This window comes from Pseudomonas sp. BP8, from assembly GCF_017875955.1.
Taxonomy (GTDB): domain Bacteria; phylum Pseudomonadota; class Gammaproteobacteria; order Pseudomonadales; family Pseudomonadaceae; genus Aquipseudomonas.
The window spans coordinates 2,661,391-2,678,046 of sequence record NZ_JAGINK010000001.1 but is presented as its reverse complement, the minus strand read 5'-3'; the positions used below and the strand labels follow the sequence as shown (position 1 = coordinate 2,678,046).

Genomic DNA, 16,656 nt, shown 5'->3' with positions numbered 1-16,656 from the left:
CCTTTTTATTGTTGTTAGAGCGGGCTATAGATGCCCTTTTTTGTTATTTACTTACACAACGAAATCCCAAGTGCGAGGTCGCACTGTCAATCATCTGCGGGTGGCGGGCCGCGGGCCGATATCGCTGGCAGTAGTTTTCCGCGCACAGGTGAGATCCGCCCTTTATCACCCGGCGGGGAATTCGAATGAGCGGCATCGCTGGGTCGAAGCTTTCGTCCTCGTTCACCCGGCGCATGACCTTGGGTGCAGCGCAACACGTTTTGGCTGATGCCCCTGTCACCTGGCGTGCGGCGTCGAGGTACCAGTCACACGTCCACTCCCAGGTATTGCCTATCATGTCGAACAGGCCGTAGCCATTAGGCGGGAAACTGCCAACCGGCGAGGTACGCTCGTAGCCATCAAGCATCGAGTTGTCGTATGGAAAGGTGCCTTGCCAATAGTTGGCCATCATGAAACCGCCCGGCGCCAGCTCATCTCCCCAGGCGTACTCGCGATCGACCAATCCACCTCGGGCGGCATGTTCCCACTGTGCCTCGCTAGGCAGGGCCTTCCCCGCCCACTGAGCGTAAGCCTGGGCATCCTGGTAGGCGATATGAATGACCGGGTGCTCTTCCAGGCCTTGCAAGTCACTATGGGGGCCCAACGGCCGGGACCAGTAGGCCCCGAACACAAAGCGCCACCAGCCTGAAGGATCGTTGGGGTTCACCGGGCGCTGCGCCTTGTGAAATACCAACGAGCCAGGCTGCAGCATCTCGGGCGGTGCACCTGGGAAATCCTCCGCCTTGGGCGCGATTTGCGCCAGCGTCACGTAACCCGTCGCTTCCACGAAGCGTGCGAATTGCCGATTGGTCACAGGGTAGCGGTCGATGCGAAACGCTTCGACCATGGTCTGGCGCAAGGGTGCCTCTTCCGGATAAAACCGAGTCGAGCCCATGATCACAGTGCCACCCGGGATCAACACCATGTCGTCTGCGCCGGCAGCTTGCTTCGATACCGGCGAAATACCCTGCGCGGCCGGTCCTTCAATCACTTTCATCATTGGTCACCTCTAAAAGCTCTCGGTCCGACGCTCAAGGTGAGAGTGGCTGCAGACGGATGTTCACAGGCCCTATCTCCCCGGTAAATACGAAAGGCAGGCGATAGTCAGCCAACAACGGCGTCCCAACATCGCGGCCAATAGTGGCGCCCTCTTCAGCAAACAGGAAAGCCAACGACGCAGGTATCTTCATTTCACCAGCCCGCTTGCCATCGACTGTCAGCACGAACGTGCCCCCCTTACCTCGACCACCACCGTCGTAGTTGAATGCAACTTGCAAACGATGACTGCCTTTCCCGAGCGCCGGGCCCTCCACACGGTACTCTTGTGATGCCGTGGCGCCGTTGCGGTAAACCAGGACCGGTTTGCCGCCGAGTACCATCAGCCCCCAGCCGCCTGTGAGGCCGCCATCGCCCACGATCATGCCATCGGGGCTGTCCTTGTCAGGTTCGACCTGCACATCCAGCGACCAGGAACGGTTCATCACGCTTGGCCACGCTGTGGCGCCGTAACGCTCATCGCTGCGCCAGAAAGTGAATTCGCTGCGCCCGTTGAGCAAATTCGGCCGGTTCTGAGGCGCCGCCCGTGGCCCGGTGCGATTATCCAGCGGCAGTACGTTGTAGCGCTTGGCCTGCTCTACGAACAATGCCTGCATCTGTCTGAGCTTTTCAGGCTCCCGGGCAGCCAGGTCGTGACTCTGGGAGAAGTCCTTATTGAGGTCGTACAACTCCCATTGGTAATCCTGAGGGCTGATTGGAGTCGGAGGATCCCAGGGCAACTTCGCCGGCGTGGTGGAGGCAAGCCAGCCGTCGTGGTAGATGCCACGGTTGGCAAACACCTCGAAGTATTGGGTATGGTGCAGCGACGGCGCTTTCGGGTTGGTCAGGCTATCGAGCAGACTCACGCCCTCCAGCGGTCGCTGTTCAACACCGTCAACCCGCTTTGGCGCAGTGATACCGGCGGCCTGATAAAGCGTCGGAGCGATGTCGATCACGCTGGCGAACTGGCTGCGTACCTGATGCTCCTGGCGGGTATGCCCAGGCCACGACATGATCAGGCCGTTGCGGGTTCCCCCCAAGTGCCCCGCTACCTGCTTGAACCACGGGAAAGGTGCATTCATCGCCCAACCGAAACCTACCGGAAACTGGCTGGCGGTTTGCGGGCTACCCAATGCATCGACCGACGCGAGCAATTCCTCGAAGTCGTCCGGGCGGCCATTGAGGTGATAGAAGTCGTTGGTGGTGCCGTAAAACCCGCCTTCGGCACTCGAGCCATTGTCACCGACCAGAAACACCACCAAGGTGTTGTCACGCTCCCCCAACTCGTCCAGGGTACTGAACAGCGTTTTCAGTTGCGCATCGCAATAGCTGATGGCGGCGGCATACACCTCCATACCTCGTGCCGACACGCGCTTCTGCTCGGCGCTCAAGCTGTCCCAAGCCGGAATCTGTTCAGGGCGAGGCGTCAGCACGGCATCCTGGGGAATGATCCCAAGCTTTTTTTGCCTCGCGAAGGTCTCTTCGCGCAGCTTGTCCCAACCTTGGTCGAACTTGCCTTCATAGCGGGCGATCCACTCCTTGGGGGCAGCTAAAGGAGAGTGCGCGGTACCCGGCGCGTAATACATCATGAAAGGCTTGTTCGGAGCGAGGCTGTGCTGCGTACGAATCCAGTTCGCGGCTCGCTGGGCAAAGTCTTTCTCCATGTGGTAGCCCGGTTCATTCGGAACTTGCACCGGCCGCGTGTTCTCATACAACGTCGGTGCCCATGGGTTGGTCTCGGCGCCCATGAAACCGTAGAAGTACTCAAATCCAAGGCCGTTGGGCCAGTGGTCGAAAGGCCCGATAGGCGTGATTTCGAACGTTGGCGTGTTGTGGTTCTTGCCAAACCAGGCCGTGGAATAACCATTGCCACGGAATACGCGCCCAAGGGTGGCGGCATCGTTCGGCAAGATGCCGTTATAGCCGGGATAACCCGTGGCGACCTCACCGATCACTCCTGCACCGACCGAGTGCTGGTTTCTCCCCGTCAACAGCGCCGCGCGGGTGGGCGAACACATAGCCGTCGTGTGGAAGTTGTTATAGCGCAGCCCTTGCTGCGCCAAGGTGTCGATCGTCGGGGTCTGCACAGGGCCGCCGAAGGCACTGACTGCACCAAAGCCTACGTCGTCGAGCATCACCAGAACCACGTTCGGTGACCCCGCCGGCGCCTGGACTCGAGGAGCATAGTGCGGCGCGCTGGAGGTCTGCGGGGTCAGGCCCAACTTTCCAGCGAAGGGTGCATCAGGCGCAGGAAGATCCTGCGCCAATATGTGCGGTGTGGCGAACGCCAGGCCAGCCGCCCACAAGGCGCACCACAGCCGGGACCGTTTCAGCGCCCTCGTCCGAGACGACGCAGGCTGAAGCATCTTGTTCTTGTTGTGCATATATTGTTCTCGTGCAAGCCGTAAACGGGTCAAACTCTCTATGACACTTCAGTCATAGGGTCTGCCCGCAGGGAACGAGCCCTCAACCGTGGGCGTGATGGGCACATACCCGCCGGGCTTTTTCTGGTTGGGTACGCTGGGTTCGTATTTGCCTTCCAGCGATGCCACCAGATAAAGCGCGGCACTGCGTACATGCCGGTGGTCCTCCTGGCAGGAACGGCGCAACGCTGGCAGGACATGCTCGGCCCGCCGGCCGATGTAGGTGAGCGCATTGATGGCTTGCAGACGGTACGGGCCATCATCCTCCTGGTCGAGCAACTCGCCAAGGCTGTATACCGCGTCCTTGTCGTCGTTGAGCACCGCCAGGCACTCCGCCAACGGGATGCGCACAGGGACCGTCTTTTCCTGTTCGAAAGCACTGCGCAGTTTATCGGCGTATGGCTTGGCCCCCGCCCCGGCGATCAGGAAGCCTACCGCAGCCCAGTAGCGCATCACGTCATGGTCGTGGTCGAGCGCAGCCAACAATCGCTCGAAGTGGTCGCCTGGGTTACTGGCGGCAAGGTTGGCCAACGCAGTGATCTGTTCCAGCGGGTACGCGCCCGGCAAGCGGCTCATTTTATAATCTTTCAACGGCAACCCTTCGGGAATGAAGCCGGTGTCGTTGACCGCCTTCATGTGCGCATCGAGGGCCTTGCTCAGGCGCTGCAACGTATCGTGATGGTCAGCCTGCCCGGCCAGATTCGCGACCTGATGGGGGTCGGCGTCGGTGTCGTACAATTCCTCGAAAGGTTTCTTGCCCCAGAAACGGTCCTGAACCTCGTTCAGTTTGCCGCCGCGGTGTGCAACCTCCCAGTCTCGATAGCCTTCGGCCTGAAACATGAACGCCACATGCTGGCCCCACGGACGATGCGGTGCATAGTTACGGATGTAGCGGTAACGCCCATCGGTGACGCTACGGGTGAGATCATAGCGCTCATCCATGCGGTCGCGGCTGGTGAAGGCATAGGGGGCAGGCTCGGTCGCATGGCGGCCAAGCAACGGCTTGCCGTGCATGTACTCAGGTACCGGCTGCGCAGCCAGGGACAGGATCGTGGCAGGTATATCGACAAAGCTCACCGCATCGCTCACCTTGCTACCGGGCGCATGCGCTGAAAGGTGCTGCCAACGCTTGGGGAAACGCACCATCAGGGCACATCGCGAGCCCATGTCGTAGCAGAACCTTTTGCTCCGCGGGGTGATCCCGCCATTATCGGAGTAATAGATGACGATAGTGTCGTCCATCAAACCGGCGTCTTCTACCTCTTTGAGGCATCGTGCAAATTCGCCGTCCATCTGCTCCATGGCATTATAAAAGCGCGCGAAGTCCCTGCGCACACCCGGGGTGTCTGGCAGATAAGGCGGTACCTCTATCTGCTCAGGCTTGACCCTGTCCACTTGGGGCTGTCTTTGAAAAAGGGCACTTTCGTGGGTAGTGAAGGTGTTGAATATGGCGAAGAACGGCGCTTGGTTGGGGCGATTGCGCCAGTGTGCATCACGGCCGGACTCGTCCCACAGCTTGATAAAGTCAAACTGGCTATTGTAGTTCTTCTTCTCATGGTTAATGCAGTAGTAACCTGCATCGCGCAGGTGTGCAGGCAAACCCCGTATCTGCCGCGTAAGGCTTTCGTCAGTGGAACCGAAGTCCTCCGCAACGCCTGCGCTTTCCTGATACATGCCAGTAATCAGCGCGAATCGCGATGGGCCGCAGACTGGCGAGGTACAGTAAGCATGTTCAAACAATATGCCGTCCCTCGCCATCGCATCGAGCGTTGGCGTATGAGCAAGTTCATCACCATAAGCACCGATCAGCGGATAATTGTCTTCGCTGACGAAGCACAGAATATTCGGCATGTTCTGCCCGCCCGCATTGACAAACCCAGCACCGACCGCGCGGGATGCAAGAACGCCCAGAGCCACCGAGCTAGCCCCTGCCAGCAGGAACCTACGACGAGACAAATCAGGCATCGGGACATTCCCCCTGGGAGAATGCCACCGTCAAACGTGGATGGTGTGAAGACAGGTACATTGCAAGACAAGGACTGATAAGCATTCCACTCACTCCGCTGGCCTCCTTTCTGGAGGTTTTCTTGTTCTTACATTCGCCTCAGGCTCCTGAGCCTCGAGGAAAATGAATTGTAATTCTAATTCTAGAAGCTATCAATCTTGAGCGCGTAAGTCAAAGCACCTCGCCATTTTTTATAGGCGGGCGGCCTCAGGCAATCATCGGGTTGGTCAGGTGCTTGCGCCACGATGACGTATGTCATAGCATGTCTTACAACAAGCGGAAACGATGGTGACCAGGGAGGCTGTAACGTTATGTGGTTTGAAAGCCAACGCGTTCAGCAAATCTCACCTTGCCCGAGCACGGCCATCAACATGCGGAACAGAGAATTGGCCGCGCAGGGACGCGATATCGTTGACATGAGTCTCGGTCAACCTGACTTCGACACACCCGCCCACATCATCGCTGCGGCGCATCAGCCCATGCTCGAGGGCCGCACCCGCTATATCGCGCCTCAAGATACGCTGGCCTTGTGTAAGGCCAGCGTCGCCAAATTCAAGCGCGAGAACGGCCTGACCTACAACGATGATGAGGTCATCATTTCTGCGCCCTACCGGGTCTCCTACTCCGAACTCGTCAGCCTCAACGGCGGTCACCATCAGGTCATTGCTTGTGGCCTCGATGCCGACTACAAGCTAACGCCCAAGCTGCTGCCCGACAAAACCCGTCGGTTGATCCTCACCCGTGGAGCCATCTACATGGTGCCAGCAAGATCCAGTCGCAAAGCACTTCCGGCTCCAACAGTATTTCCAAGAGGCTTCGCCCTGGCTTGCATTCGAGAGGCGCTTAAAGTCCTGCGTTGACCAATTTTTTCGTCCCGTCCCTAAGCTGCCATAACAACATCGGAGATCTCCATGCTCGATCACCACAAAAAGCTGCTTGCCCTCGTTGTCGCCTCCTGCCTGGCAGCCTCTGCCGTCCAGGCCGAAGAGCTCACCGGCACCCTGAAGAAGATTAAGGAGTCTGGCACCATCACCCTCGGCTATCGTGACGCATCGCTACCCTTCTCCTACCTCAACGATGCCCAGCAACCCATCGGCTATAGCATCGAGTTGTGCCAGAAGATCGTGGACCAGATTAAAGTCAAGCTCGGCGAACCCGACCTCAAGACCGAGTATGTCTCGGTGGTTGCCCGCGCCGACTTCGGCGCGCTGCTGACGCAAATCAACGCCAGTGGCTAGGGCTTGACGCTGGGCGTGCACACTCGCATCGACGAAACCATCGCGCAGGTGGTGGCAACCGCCAAGGTTAGCAACCTGTACATCAACCGCAATATCGTCGGCGCCGTGGTGGGTGTGCAGCCCTTCGGTAGTGAAGGCTTGTCTGGAACCGGCCTCAAAGCCGGCGGGCCGCTCTACCTGCAGCGCTTGCTCGCGACTCGCCCGCAAGATGACCTGGCACAGAGCTTGTCTGTGGCCAACGTTGAGCAACTGGCCGCTCCCGATAATGAGATTCAGGCCCGGGAGGCATTTTCAACGTGGGCTGCACAGGAGGCGCCGGCTATTGCCAAGCTGTTCAGGCGTTATTGCAAGATCGGCCACAGCTATACCCGTCAAGTGCTGCCAGGGCCTACCGGCGAGCGCAATAGCTACAGCTTGTTACCCCGGCAACGGGTGCTGTGCCTGGCTGAAGACCGTACCGATTTGCTCACGCAAATCGCCGCCACTCTGGCAGTCGGTACCCAGGCCCTGATGAGCGAAAGCCAACGACCACTGGTTAGTGCCTTGCCCAATGCCGTTCAAGCCTGTTTCGTCTTTGAGGCTGATTGGGCCTGCGGCAATACCGAGTACGACGCGATCCTCCATCACGGCGACTGCGACCAATTACGGCACGTGTGCCAGCTGGCAGCGCAACGCAAAGGCACAATCGTCGGTGTCAGCGGCTTGAACCGAGGCGAAACGGACATTCCGCTGGAGCGCTTGCTTACCGAGCACGCGCTAAGCGTTAACACCGCAGCGGCCGGCGGTAACGCCAGTTTGATGACGTTAGACTGACAGTGCACCTCACCCTGCGCGTGCCCTTGGCGACGCGTAGGGTGTCGCGCAGACCCATGAGCTGCTAGGTTTCAATAGTGTTATAATACGGTGCCTCGCTCGATGAGTTTTTTATCTGTTTCACTCGGCGAGGCCTGCGGTCTCAACCAATTTCTCCATATAGGTTCGAAAATGGATGTGTGTTCGATGGCCGCAAAGCTGGCTTAACGAAACTCACGCCTGAGCAGCTTGCCCGTTGCCGACTTTGGAAGAGACTGAACGAGTTCCACCAAACGTGGATACTTGTAGGCGGCCAGACGCGCTTTACGGTGCTCGATCAATGCCTGCTCCGTCACCTGCATCCCTAGGCGAAGCGAGACCACGGCTTTTACGGTTTCGTCCCGATAGCTGTCACTGATACCCACGACGATAGCCTCGTTCACGGCAGGCTGCTCATAGAGCACGTCCTCCACTTCCCCGGGCCAGATCTTAAATCTGCTGACGTTGACTATGTCCTTCTTGCGGTCTTCCAGCTAGAACCAGCCGTTCTCGTCCATGAAGCCAACCTCCCCTGTACGTAACCAACCATCGCGGATGGCCACTTCGGTGGCCTGCGGCTGGTCCCAGTAACCTTTCATCACCAGCGGCCCGCAGTCCACGAATTCCCCCACCTCCCCCACTGGCACAATCCGATCACCATCCAGCAATTGGACAACGGTGTTGAAGATGGGCACCCGATAGAAATCGCCCCAGACTGTGCGTCCGCCGACGCCCGCTTGCCGAACGGCACTAGGTGCATGAGCGAACAGGTGCCGAGTACCCTGTAGATGATAGTCCAGCAGTCGCCATCGTCCGTTGCCGCGAAAGCGCCCCACCAGCCGAACAAAATCGAGCCAAGCCCACGCGTCGGGTGCTACTGGACCGACGCGCTACCTGCTAATTGGGTAACCGGCGCTGGCACGGCCACCTCCCTACCGCTTCAAAGCGCAATATTCTATGAAATTTATCCCAGTAATCAGTCGCGCCAAAACCTGTCGTGATTAATTGTCCACCGCAGAACCTTACAAGAGCTGAACTGTCAACAACGTTGGATCCGAAAATGATCTTTCGGATTCCGGCTCGCTCGACGGAGTGCCGGATCAGCCCCCGCCAGCGATTCTAGGATGAACGCAGCTGGAGGCTGTGCGCCATGAACACAATCAGAAGCTCCTACCATCCCATCGACGCCGCGATCTTGTGGTGCGACCTCTCAGAGCACGAACACGAAATCCTTCAGGTCGACTTGTCACAACCAGGCAGCCTGCGAAAGCATTTTCCGCAGTGGCCTAATCTGCACGACCATGTCGAGTGCATCTATGACGCCATTCTCAGTGGCGAATTGCCGGCGACATACCTAGGGCAGCCGATTACGTCCGACAGTCACGTGCAGCGGGTGTACTACTCCATTCGGCGCACTGATCTTCTAGTGTGGTTCGTACGTAGCCTGCCAGATCAAAGACCTGCCTTTCTCTTCGCCCAAAACGCTGAGCACTCGGAATGCGTCAGCCTGCATGCGCATTTGGCCAAGCAGGCCCAGCTCGACTTCGCCTTGAGCACGCTTGAGGAGTTGCAGCAGACCTATGCTGCCACCGCTGAGGAGATGGCATCGCTCTCCACGCTTAACGACAAGCTGAAAGACCGACTCGACTCGCTTGGCATCCCGTCCGAGACCTCCGAAGCCATGCAAAATAGGCTGATTGGCGCAATGCTGGAGACCACGCTTGGGAAAAATCAAAACGGCAAGCAGCAGTCGATCTATTCCAGCCAGGCAGCGTTGGTCCAAGCCATTTTGCTGCGCTTTTCAGGAGTGGACGGCCTGAGCAAAAGTACCATTGATCGGCGATTTGCCGACGCGCGCCGTCTTATAGCCCAGGTAAAACGGGGCTGACGCCACATTGTCAGGCAATGCCCGGCATTGCCTGACAATGTTTTTTACCCTCTTCAGACCTTCACTGACTGTCACTTCCCACCACGCGCCAACCGGCGCTAAGGAATGACATCATGCAAGCGACCAACTCTACCCCAGCCGACCGCCACATCATGCGCCGTGATGAAGTGGAGCAGAAAACCGGCTTCAAGCGCTCGCACATCTACAACCTGATGAAGGCTGGCCAGTTCCCGCAATGCCGGCGCATCGGCACCCGCGCTGTCGGTTGGGATTCTCTGGAAATCGAACAGTGGGTTCAGGACCGACTGTCCACTGGGGACTGACTCATGGATGTCCTCTCGCTGATCTCGACCAAGGGCGGCGCGGGCAAAACTACCGTCGCCGCCAACCTCGGCGGCGTGCTCGCCGATGCCGGCCTTCGCGTTCTGCTGCTGGACCTGGACAGCCAACCGACGCTGTCTAGCTACTACACCATGAGCGAGGCACGTGAGGCCGGTAGCTACGAACTGATCGCGCAGCGGCTCACGGCGCCTGATCAGGTGATCTCTGCCACTGTCATCCAGCACCTGGACTTAATCGTCTCCAACGACCGCGCCGGGCACATCAGCACCCTGCTGCTGCACGCGGCCGATGGCCGTCTGCGCTTGCGCAACCTGCTGCCTGCCTTCGAGGATCACTACGACGTGCTGATCATCGACACTCAAGGCGCACGCAGCGTGGTCGTGGAGATGGTCATCCTCGCCTCCGCTTGCGCGCTGTGCCCAGTCCCTCCGGAGATGCTCGCCGCGCGTGAGCTGCGCCGGGGTACGCTGGGCCTTTTTGAAGAGCTGGAGCCCTACCGCTACCTGGGCGTTGACTTACCATCGGTAAAGCTGCTGCTCAACCAGGTCAACTCCAATCGCCGCGATACGCGCTTGATCATCCGGAGCCTACAAGCCTCTTTTCAGGATGACCCGCATGTCAGCGTCTGTAGCACGGTGATTCCCGACCGCGTGGCATATCCGAATGCCGCCTCGCTCGGCCTGCCTGTGCACCGCGTGGAAATCACTCCACCGTCCGGCAGCCGCAGTCCTTGCGCCGCAGAGGTCATGCGCGGCCTAGCCATTGAGCTATTCCCGCAATGGGCAGAGAAGCTCGGTGCTCTCGCCGCACCTCCCCCTGGCCGCCCGATCACTGCCGAGCGCCAGCTGATCCGTCGCGGCTGATCGGAGGATGAGTGATGAAGCCGCCAACTTCCGAAGACATCACGCGCCAACTGCAGCAGACGCACTTTCCGCAAATACATGGACGCGACTTCGCGACGGCCCCCGTGGGCGACACGCCGATGGTGATCAGCCTCGAGCAACTGCGGCCCTATGAACTCAACCCGAGAGTGGTGCGCAACCCGCTGTATGACGACATCAAGGCCTCGATCCGCGAGCGCGGCCTGGATCAGCCGCCCGCAATCACCCGCCGCCCCGATGAGTCGCATTTCATCATCCGCAACGGTGGCAATACGCGCTTAAGCATCCTTGGCGAGCTGTGGCAGGAAACGCGCGAAGAGCGGTTTTTCCGTATCCATTGCCTGTTCCGCCCATGGCAGTCGGAGGCTCATGCCTTGCTCGGGCATCTGGCCGAGAGTGACCTGCACGGCCAGTTGACGTTTATCGAGCGGGCGCTGGCCGTGGCGAAGCTCCAGGACATGTTTGAGCCCAGCGACGCCCACCTCACCCAGCGCGAACTCGCGACGCGCTTGAGTGAGGGTGGCTATCCCATCTCGCAGTCACACATCAGCCGCATGTTCGACGCACTCGAGCACCTGCTACCCGTCATCCCGCAGGTGTTGTACGCGGGCCTGGGCAAAAACGCCATCGGGCGCCTCATCAGCTTGCGACGGCGGGCTGAGGCGATCTGGAACCGGTACTTCGGCAGCCCCGAGCAGTTCCCGCTGCTGTGGTTTGAAATTCTGTCAGCGTTCGACGGTGAAAAGCCCGAGCTGGACTCGAGTGAGCTGCAGGACGAATTGATTGCCAGGATGGCAGAGAGTCTGGAGCAGACACCTCGTCTGTTGGCACTCGAGCTGCACCAGGGACAACGTCCCTCGCTACCCGCCCTGCCTGGCCAGTCCCCAGCGGCCTCGCCAACACCTGTCCATGCGCCGGGAAGACAGGCCACGGCGCCCAAGCTAGAGCCAGATCCGGAGCCAGCTGAGGCCCTCCAGCCACTGCAGGCACCGCGTTTACCCGAGATACGCCAAGCGCTGGGTGACGAACCATTACCAGACAAGTCTCTGGAAGAGCTCGAAGATGCTCCGAGACCGGTCGGGGCGGCCCCCTCACGCTCCGGGTCACTGGACGATATCAGCAACTTGCGCGCGAGCTGCGCCGCCCTGGCTGCCGATCTTGCAGCTTACGCAGACGCCAGCGACATGATCAACCCGCTCGTGGACGACCTGGGTTTCACCCTTTCACCGGGCCATGGCGAGCGACTCAGCCCGCGGCACACCGGTATCCAGCTGCTGCTCTCGGCCCTGCTGCGCCTGCAGGACGACGTGGCCTGGAAGGAACGTCAGCAGTTGCCGGCAGCACTGTTTGGTCAGCTGCTGATCGGCGTCTACGACCTGCCCTTCACCGACCGCCCAGCCCTGACGGTGGGCCTTGAACGGCTTCCTGATGCCCAGCTGGAGCAGCTGTTCACGCTGATCCGCCACGCCCGGCAGTTGATCGAACTGACGCTGTCGTCCACTCGATAACGTGAGGAGCCACCTCATGAGCACGACTTTCAATCTATTGAACCATGCCATGTTGAACCAGGTGTTGCATGAGCTGCGCCATGGCCGGTTACAGCGCTGCAAGGCATTGGGCCTGGCCGATGAAGACATCGAGGTGCTGCAGTCGCTGCCGCCGACCACCTTGTCTCACTTGGCGCACTCGTCGATCGCCTGGGTCGAGGTGAAGGTCGACATCACCGTGTTGCGCCGCCTGATCGTCCAGGCCGAGCGCGACGAACAGAACGAGCGGTTGATCAACCGGGCGCTCAAGTTGGGCGCGAGCTCAAACATCATGTACCGCTGCTTCGGCCTGGACCATTCGGAGACCGCGTTGCGGCGCCGCGTGCTGAAGATCGAGACGCACCGCGGTCGGCCGGTCCAGCTCAGTGAAGCGCAGGAGCATGCCGTGTGGAATCGCTGGAGCCAGCTGCGCACAGAGGATCCGGACAACGATCCGCTGGACACCATGATGATGCTGGCCGAGGAGCAACACATCAGTCTGACCCTGGTCTGGCAACAGGTCGAATTGTACGGAGGCACACCATGCTGAGCTTTTACGAGGTCGACTGGCAGGACGTGGTGCGTCAGTGCTACGACGCCCTTCGGCGCCGAAATGAGTGGTACGCGGCGAACGGCAAACTGGTCGTCCCCACCGAGGAGCCCGCGGTGCGGACGATCTACTACGGCGACAACAACCCGCTGCCGCAGACCTTGCTGCTGGATCGCCGGCTGACGCCACTGGAACGCAACACTTGGCAAGTGCTGCGCTGGCTGATCACCGAACGTAAGGTCAAGACGCCACGCTACCAGGACCTGCAGCCGTACCTGGCAACCAGTCCCTGCGGTACTCAGGCCTCTCGGGAAACCATCGCCCGCGCACTCAACGTTTTGCGCACCACCCGCTGGCTTAGTCTGGTGGAACGCTCACGCGATGCTAGCGGCTGCCTGCGTGGTTGCGTCTATGTGCTGCACGGCGATCCGTTGACCGCAGCCGAACAGTTGGAGCTGGACAGCGGCTACGCGGCGTTGCTGCGACAGAACCTCTCCCATGCCACCAAAGGGGTCCGGGACGTGGCGCAGCATGTGATCGCCGAGATCCAGGCCGACCCCCAGGTGTCCCAGCTCGACAAGGACAGGCTCGGCTCGCTGCCGCTAGTCCAACAGCAAACACTGCCGCTGATGAACGATGAAACAAGGACAGAGGATTCCGAACCTGGCGCACACGACCCCGTTCGGAATTCTCCGGCTGGCGCAACAGATCCCGAACCCTGCGGCAATGCAGCGGATTTGGCTGTGGTTCGGAATGCCGACGCTGGCCGTACAGTACAGAAAGACCAAAGCAAAAAAAGTACGGTACTGGGGCAGGTGGAGTTTGGTCGTGCGCGATGGCCCGAAGATTTACCGCTGAACCCGAACGAGCGGCGCATGGCCTCCCAGGCGATGCGTCAGCTCGAGCCGGAACAGCAACAAGCGGTGATCAATGAAGCGGCGGTGCGCTGCGCCCGCGGTGAGATCCGAAAACCCGTCGCCTACCTGATGGGCTTGATCAAGCGCGCCTGCCAGGGCGAGTTCACCCTGTGGGCCGCGCGTACCGAGGAAGAGAAATCCTCAATCCCTCCCTCGCGCACAGCCAAGCCTGCGTCAGAGGAACCGCCCCGCGAGCGATCCAAGCGCAGCGGTCAGCGCACCGCGTCGCCACTTGCCCTCTCCTGCCTGGAGGAACTGAAACAACGCTGCCGAGGGATCACTGCGGCTACATAGGGCTGGAACTCGGTGGATCTAATGTCGATGCCATCGGTTCCAGGGGGATCCACTCTCGGGAAAATGCGAGCAATCCACCTTCAGGTAGATCCGCATCGCCAGCCAAGGATCGGTCCATCGTCGGCGTCATTCCGACGGCGAGGTACTGGCGATGGTCGATCACTACCAACTCAACCTGGGCTCCCTGCGCAGCAGCATCACCCTCACACTGCACACCCACCATGCGGCAAGGCTTTGGCAGGGGCGCAGCGGTCGCGACGGGGTACATCCGATCCTGGGCATGCCTGGTTACATCAGCGTCACCAACCTGCTCAAGCACGCAAGCAGCCAGGGCGATCCGTATGCAGACTGGTTCATGCTGCAGTTGGAAGAAAAGCTGCTGCAGGCCAGGTTGGACATGGCCACGCTGACGCAGCAAATGAGCCGCGTGGAACGGGCCCTGCCAACGCAAGTCGATGTCGGTGACAACCTCAACATCCACCCCGTCACCCTGCCGCTGTTCATCGGCAGCCAGCTGGGCTTTCTCGCGATCTACCTGCTCACCGACTACGACACCCTGGTCCGCCGGGTGCTGCTTGCTCACCACACAGCGCTGATCGGCCGGGGCGACATGGAATCCTGGATCGATGGCGGCGCCCATCTGCTGCGCAGCCTGTTCGGCCTGGCGCAGCGCTACCGCCTGGCCGGGGTGAGCCGCGACGACATGGCCGCCAACAACGCCCGCGCCCGCGAAGCCATCGACAAGTTCGGCACCCTGCCGCAGGACATTCTCGAAGGGACGCGCCGCTCCCAGTTCGCCCCGCCAATCGCCCGCAGCAAAGCGCCCTCCGAGATCGAAGGCCCTAATACGGCCGAAGCCGAGGAACAGCCCACAGCCGAAACCCCGAACGACGGGGGTGAGGTATGACCCTGGCCGAAGCCATTGCCCGGCGTTTGTCAGCCGATGCCTATCGCGACTTCGCACAAGGTGCCTCTCTAAAAGGCCTTTTAAAGCCTTTTAAGGGTAAGGGGGAGCTGCAGCAGTTCGCCGAGACGATCCTGCGCCTGCGCACCCAGGTCGCCGAGTTGATGGCGGTGATGCTGGCGATCATGGCCCAGCCACCCTTCTCGTTGCTGGACCTGCGCCTGGTCGTCCAGCACAGCGCGACGGGCACCGATTTCCTGCGCTGGCGCAGCCCGGACTTTCAGCGCATGGGCGTGCAGGTGTGGCAGGAGGCGGTGGTTCAGCCGCGGCTGCACCCGGAACTGCGGCAGGCGCTGTATCAGCTGGAGACCAACCGCGTGGTGCTGAACCTGCAGATGAGCAGCCTGCAGTCGCTGTATCGCCAGGCCATCACCGGCGTCAGCAAGCTCGAGGCCGCCGAGCTCGCCCTAACCCATTCCCCCACCGAGGAGTAATCCACATGAGTACTTTGTTTGTTGGTGAAGGCAACATCGGCAGCGTTCCGGAGTATCAGGAGTTCAACACCAACCCGGATGAGCCGCGGCGCCTGCTGCGGCTGAATGTCTACTTCGACAACCCGGTACCACGCGAAGGCGGCTACGAAGATCGCGGCGGCTATTGGGCGCCCGTCGAGCTCTGGAACCGTGACGCCGAACACTGGGCCACGCTGTACCAGAAAGGCATGCGCGTCCTGGTCGAGGGGCGCACGGTCAAGGAGGAATGGGAGGACAGCGAGGACAACGCCCGCGTGACGTTCAAGGTGGAGGCGCGGCGCATCGGTATTCTGCCGCACCGCCTGGCCTCGGTGACCATGCGCGAGAAAGCCAGCGACAACGCCAGCTCATCGCGCAAAGGGGGCGGCAAGAAAGCGCCACGCAAGTCCGGATAAGTGCGTGGTATTCAGTGGAATCGCCGCCCACAGCGCGATATCACTGGAGCCATACAGTCAGCTCAGCGGGCAACAATGGCAACTGGCGTTGCTTTACTCCCGCCGGGCACTCTTTTTCCGCTCATGCTCAAGCATTTGCTTCACTTCCGCCAAATACTGGTCCAGGGCAAGGAATGCCCGCCAGTGCAGCGGACTCTCCTGGACCCAGGCAATCAACCGGGCGCGAGCCGCCTCCTTGTCCGGTTCCAGATGGGTGGCCATGAACAGCTCATAGGCCTTGATCGCTAACGCATCTGCCTCACTCTGGTGGGTTCCGTGCAAGTTTGTTGCCTCCGTGGTGACGGTCGAGTCATCCATTTTTTTCTGGTGATACGCCTCGCAGGGTTGTTAGTCAACCTTTTGAGTCGTTCATATCTTTGGGTTGCTGTTCGACCATATAGGTCGAATCGGAGAGCCCCCCTTGCCAGTCAAAGAGCCTAGCCCACATCACATTGGTCGCCAGTTGGCGGCTTACCGCCGTGCCTGCCGCCTCACTCAGGCGAAGGTGGGTGAGTACTTGAAGATTTCCGGGGAAGCCGTATCGCGCCTCGAACGAGGCGAGGTTGAGCTTTCCGTAGGTAAGTTGCTGAAATTGGCCGACCTGTATGGCTGCCCTGCCGATGAGTTGCTGCTGGCCATCAGCCCCCGCCCGCAAGATCAGGGCCAGCAGATCACGTCGATCATCAAGGAGCTGAGTGAAGCGGATAAGCAATTCGCCCTGGAGTTTCTGCAAACGCTGGCGAACCACCTTGCGCAACGCAAGTAACATCTTCCCGCCGATATGAACTCGGCACCTTCGCATTTACCCTGGCGCTC

The 16,656-nt window shown here is 60.2% G+C and carries 19 protein-coding genes; 13 read left to right on the top strand and 6 right to left on the bottom strand.

Features of this window, described 5'->3' with window-relative positions; all coding sequences use genetic code 11:
- Positions 1-43: 43 nt before the first annotated feature.
- Genes J3B00_RS11705 through J3B00_RS11695 form a run of 3 tightly spaced genes read right to left on the bottom strand, consistent with a single transcriptional unit; the run spans position 44 to position 5,462 of the window.
- The gene (locus J3B00_RS11705) at positions 44-1,039 is read right to left on the bottom strand and encodes a formylglycine-generating enzyme family protein (RefSeq protein WP_245362531.1); all 996 of its coding nucleotides are present in this window, start codon (positions 1,037-1,039) and stop codon (positions 44-46) included.
- 31 nt (positions 1,040-1,070) lie between these two features.
- Positions 1,071-3,458, bottom strand: coding sequence for an arylsulfatase (locus J3B00_RS11700; protein ID WP_209867656.1), 2,388 nt, complete (start codon positions 3,456-3,458; stop codon positions 1,071-1,073).
- 48 nt (positions 3,459-3,506) lie between these two features.
- Positions 3,507-5,462, bottom strand: coding sequence for a sulfatase-like hydrolase/transferase (locus J3B00_RS11695; protein WP_209867655.1), 1,956 nt, complete (start codon positions 5,460-5,462; stop codon positions 3,507-3,509).
- A gap of 351 nt (positions 5,463-5,813) precedes the next feature.
- Here J3B00_RS11695 and J3B00_RS11690 point away from each other — a divergent pair, with 351 nt between their 5' ends.
- Genes J3B00_RS11690 through J3B00_RS11680 form a run of 3 tightly spaced genes read left to right on the top strand, consistent with a single transcriptional unit; the run spans position 5,814 to position 7,553 of the window.
- Positions 5,814-6,362: a hypothetical protein gene (locus J3B00_RS11690; protein ID WP_209867654.1), complete on the top strand. Its 549-nt coding sequence runs from the start codon at positions 5,814-5,816 to the stop codon at positions 6,360-6,362.
- A 51-nt stretch (positions 6,363-6,413) separates the two neighbouring features.
- A complete protein-coding gene (locus J3B00_RS11685; RefSeq protein ID WP_245362530.1) occupies positions 6,414-6,740 on the top strand; it encodes a transporter substrate-binding domain-containing protein in 327 nt (108 codons plus the stop codon).
- 15 nt (positions 6,741-6,755) lie between these two features.
- The gene (locus tag J3B00_RS11680; RefSeq protein ID WP_209867653.1) at positions 6,756-7,553 is read left to right on the top strand and encodes a hypothetical protein; all 798 of its coding nucleotides are present in this window, start codon (positions 6,756-6,758) and stop codon (positions 7,551-7,553) included.
- A 203-nt stretch (positions 7,554-7,756) separates the two neighbouring features.
- On the opposite strand, the gene J3B00_RS11675 is transcribed toward J3B00_RS11680, so the two are convergent.
- Together J3B00_RS11675 and J3B00_RS26810 are read right to left on the bottom strand one after the other, a co-directional pair.
- Positions 7,757-7,996: a hypothetical protein gene (locus J3B00_RS11675; RefSeq protein WP_209867652.1), complete on the bottom strand. Its 240-nt coding sequence runs from the start codon at positions 7,994-7,996 to the stop codon at positions 7,757-7,759.
- A gap of 69 nt (positions 7,997-8,065) precedes the next feature.
- Positions 8,066-8,266: an AMP-binding protein gene (locus J3B00_RS26810; RefSeq protein ID WP_209867651.1), complete on the bottom strand. Its 201-nt coding sequence runs from the start codon at positions 8,264-8,266 to the stop codon at positions 8,066-8,068.
- Between the two features lie 455 nt (positions 8,267-8,721).
- Between J3B00_RS26810 and J3B00_RS11665 the strand changes: the two genes are divergently transcribed.
- The 9 genes from J3B00_RS11665 to J3B00_RS11625 all read left to right on the top strand — a co-directional run bounded on the left by J3B00_RS11665 (position 8,722) and on the right by J3B00_RS11625 (position 15,801).
- The gene (locus J3B00_RS11665; RefSeq protein ID WP_209867650.1) at positions 8,722-9,459 is read left to right on the top strand and encodes a hypothetical protein; all 738 of its coding nucleotides are present in this window, start codon (positions 8,722-8,724) and stop codon (positions 9,457-9,459) included.
- 113 nt (positions 9,460-9,572) lie between these two features.
- On the top strand, positions 9,573-9,782 hold the full coding sequence (locus J3B00_RS11660; RefSeq protein WP_209867649.1) for an AlpA family transcriptional regulator: 210 nt from the start codon (positions 9,573-9,575) through the stop codon (positions 9,780-9,782).
- A 3-nt stretch (positions 9,783-9,785) separates the two neighbouring features.
- A complete protein-coding gene (locus J3B00_RS11655; RefSeq protein ID WP_209867648.1) occupies positions 9,786-10,664 on the top strand; it encodes a ParA family protein in 879 nt (292 codons plus the stop codon).
- Positions 10,665-10,678: 14 nt separating this feature from the next.
- The gene (locus J3B00_RS11650; RefSeq protein ID WP_209867647.1) at positions 10,679-12,190 is read left to right on the top strand and encodes a ParB family protein; all 1,512 of its coding nucleotides are present in this window, start codon (positions 10,679-10,681) and stop codon (positions 12,188-12,190) included.
- 16 nt (positions 12,191-12,206) lie between these two features.
- Entirely contained in the window at positions 12,207-12,758 is a 552-nt protein-coding gene (locus J3B00_RS11645; protein ID WP_012052634.1) for a DUF2857 domain-containing protein, read from the top strand.
- Positions 12,752-13,969: an STY4528 family pathogenicity island replication protein gene (locus J3B00_RS11640; protein ID WP_209867646.1), complete on the top strand. Its 1,218-nt coding sequence runs from the start codon at positions 12,752-12,754 to the stop codon at positions 13,967-13,969. Before J3B00_RS11645 ends, J3B00_RS11640 begins: the two co-directional genes overlap by 7 nt.
- A gap of 151 nt (positions 13,970-14,120) precedes the next feature.
- Positions 14,121-14,876: a PFL_4669 family integrating conjugative element protein gene (locus J3B00_RS11635; protein WP_209867645.1), complete on the top strand. Its 756-nt coding sequence runs from the start codon at positions 14,121-14,123 to the stop codon at positions 14,874-14,876.
- Positions 14,873-15,367: a DUF3158 family protein gene (locus J3B00_RS11630; RefSeq protein WP_209867644.1), complete on the top strand. Its 495-nt coding sequence runs from the start codon at positions 14,873-14,875 to the stop codon at positions 15,365-15,367. The genes J3B00_RS11635 and J3B00_RS11630 overlap by 4 nt, the downstream gene beginning before the upstream one ends.
- Positions 15,368-15,372: 5 nt before the next feature.
- Positions 15,373-15,801, top strand: a complete 429-nt coding sequence (locus J3B00_RS11625) for a single-stranded DNA-binding protein (RefSeq protein ID WP_012052638.1) — start codon at positions 15,373-15,375, stop codon at positions 15,799-15,801.
- 93 nt (positions 15,802-15,894) lie between these two features.
- Here J3B00_RS11625 and J3B00_RS11620 read toward each other — a convergent pair whose 3' ends face one another.
- Positions 15,895-16,122: a hypothetical protein gene (locus J3B00_RS11620; RefSeq protein ID WP_209874783.1), complete on the bottom strand. Its 228-nt coding sequence runs from the start codon at positions 16,120-16,122 to the stop codon at positions 15,895-15,897.
- 139 nt (positions 16,123-16,261) lie between these two features.
- On the opposite strand from J3B00_RS11620, the gene J3B00_RS11615 reads away from it, so the two are divergent.
- Positions 16,262-16,606, top strand: coding sequence for a helix-turn-helix transcriptional regulator (locus tag J3B00_RS11615; RefSeq protein ID WP_209867643.1), 345 nt, complete (start codon positions 16,262-16,264; stop codon positions 16,604-16,606).
- Positions 16,607-16,656 lie beyond the last annotated feature (50 nt).

Bases quoted from the DNA above. Each gene is read 5' to 3' on its own strand.
- J3B00_RS11705 (WP_245362531.1), bottom strand. From the start codon at position 1,039: ATGATGAAAGTGATTGAAGGACCGGCCGCGCAGGGTATTTCGCCGGTA.
- J3B00_RS11700 (WP_209867656.1), bottom strand. From the start codon at position 3,458: ATGCACAACAAGAACAAGATGCTTCAGCCTGCGTCGTCTCGGACGAGG.
- J3B00_RS11695 (WP_209867655.1), bottom strand. From the start codon at position 5,462: ATGCCTGATTTGTCTCGTCGTAGGTTCCTGCTGGCAGGGGCTAGCTCG.
- J3B00_RS11690 (WP_209867654.1), top strand. From the start codon at position 5,814: ATGTGGTTTGAAAGCCAACGCGTTCAGCAAATCTCACCTTGCCCGAGC.
- J3B00_RS11685 (WP_245362530.1), top strand. From the start codon at position 6,414: ATGCTCGATCACCACAAAAAGCTGCTTGCCCTCGTTGTCGCCTCCTGC.
- J3B00_RS11665 (WP_209867650.1), top strand. From the start codon at position 8,722: ATGAACACAATCAGAAGCTCCTACCATCCCATCGACGCCGCGATCTTG.
- J3B00_RS11660 (WP_209867649.1), top strand. From the start codon at position 9,573: ATGCAAGCGACCAACTCTACCCCAGCCGACCGCCACATCATGCGCCGT.
- J3B00_RS11655 (WP_209867648.1), top strand. From the start codon at position 9,786: ATGGATGTCCTCTCGCTGATCTCGACCAAGGGCGGCGCGGGCAAAACT.
- J3B00_RS11650 (WP_209867647.1), top strand. From the start codon at position 10,679: ATGAAGCCGCCAACTTCCGAAGACATCACGCGCCAACTGCAGCAGACG.
- J3B00_RS11645 (WP_012052634.1), top strand. From the start codon at position 12,207: ATGAGCACGACTTTCAATCTATTGAACCATGCCATGTTGAACCAGGTG.
- J3B00_RS11640 (WP_209867646.1), top strand. From the start codon at position 12,752: ATGCTGAGCTTTTACGAGGTCGACTGGCAGGACGTGGTGCGTCAGTGC.
- J3B00_RS11635 (WP_209867645.1), top strand. From the start codon at position 14,121: ATGGTCGATCACTACCAACTCAACCTGGGCTCCCTGCGCAGCAGCATC.
- J3B00_RS11630 (WP_209867644.1), top strand. From the start codon at position 14,873: ATGACCCTGGCCGAAGCCATTGCCCGGCGTTTGTCAGCCGATGCCTAT.
- J3B00_RS11625 (WP_012052638.1), top strand. From the start codon at position 15,373: ATGAGTACTTTGTTTGTTGGTGAAGGCAACATCGGCAGCGTTCCGGAG.